General features: G+C 53.1%; 2 pseudogenes. Both read right to left on the reverse strand.

The features are described from left to right. Positions 1-81: pseudogene (locus tag FDX22_RS32260) on the reverse strand (hypothetical protein); the annotation flags it as partial. 9 nt (positions 82-90) lie between these two features. Further along, positions 91-651, reverse strand: a pseudogene (gene yjiM, locus FDX22_RS26430) (putative 2-hydroxyacyl-CoA dehydratase YjiM); the annotation flags it as partial.

Below are 651 nucleotides of genomic sequence, written 5' to 3' on the forward strand. Positions count from 1 at the left end.
GCGGCGTCTGATGACGTTACCTTCCAGCAAAACGCCTTTCGTCGCCGTGGATCCAGAATCAATCCCAATTGAGTATGTCATCTGCGTTTCTCACAACATCTCAATGAATGCGGCGACGCGGGTACTGAGCTGGCCGATATCTGCGCTGGAATAGTCGGTTTCAATCGCGATATAAGGAATGTTGTGCTGTTGGCGTACGTGACGCTTAATAGCGAGTGATTCAACGGCGTAGGTGTGGCAAGCCTGCNTACTCTTCAACCATTTGACTGAGCATTTTCAGGCGTTGATCGTTAGGAGAAATACAGGAGCAGCCGATGGCGAGGTATTTATCAGTCAGCGCGTCGTAGACATCGCCGGTTTCCGCCACGCATTGTTCGGTGGCCTTTGCGCCGGTGCAGTTTTCATAACCCACGACCCAACCACCGTTTTCTTCAATGGCACGAACGACTTTCTCTGCCGCGCCGCCAATGGGGCAGCCGGTTATCAGGATGCGCGGACGTGACGCCAGACGTTTCCCTGCCTGCCATTCCAGATGTACGCGCTCGGCCATGCTATTAAGCTCGTCGATTAACGCTTCTTTATCAAAACGGAAGGTGGCACCGTAGACGACTTTCAGAATGTCACTGCCGCTAAGTGCGGGTGGGTTAAGTT

The organism is Citrobacter sp. TBCS-14 (assembly GCF_005280805.1).
Taxonomy (GTDB): domain Bacteria; phylum Pseudomonadota; class Gammaproteobacteria; order Enterobacterales; family Enterobacteriaceae; genus Citrobacter; species Citrobacter gillenii.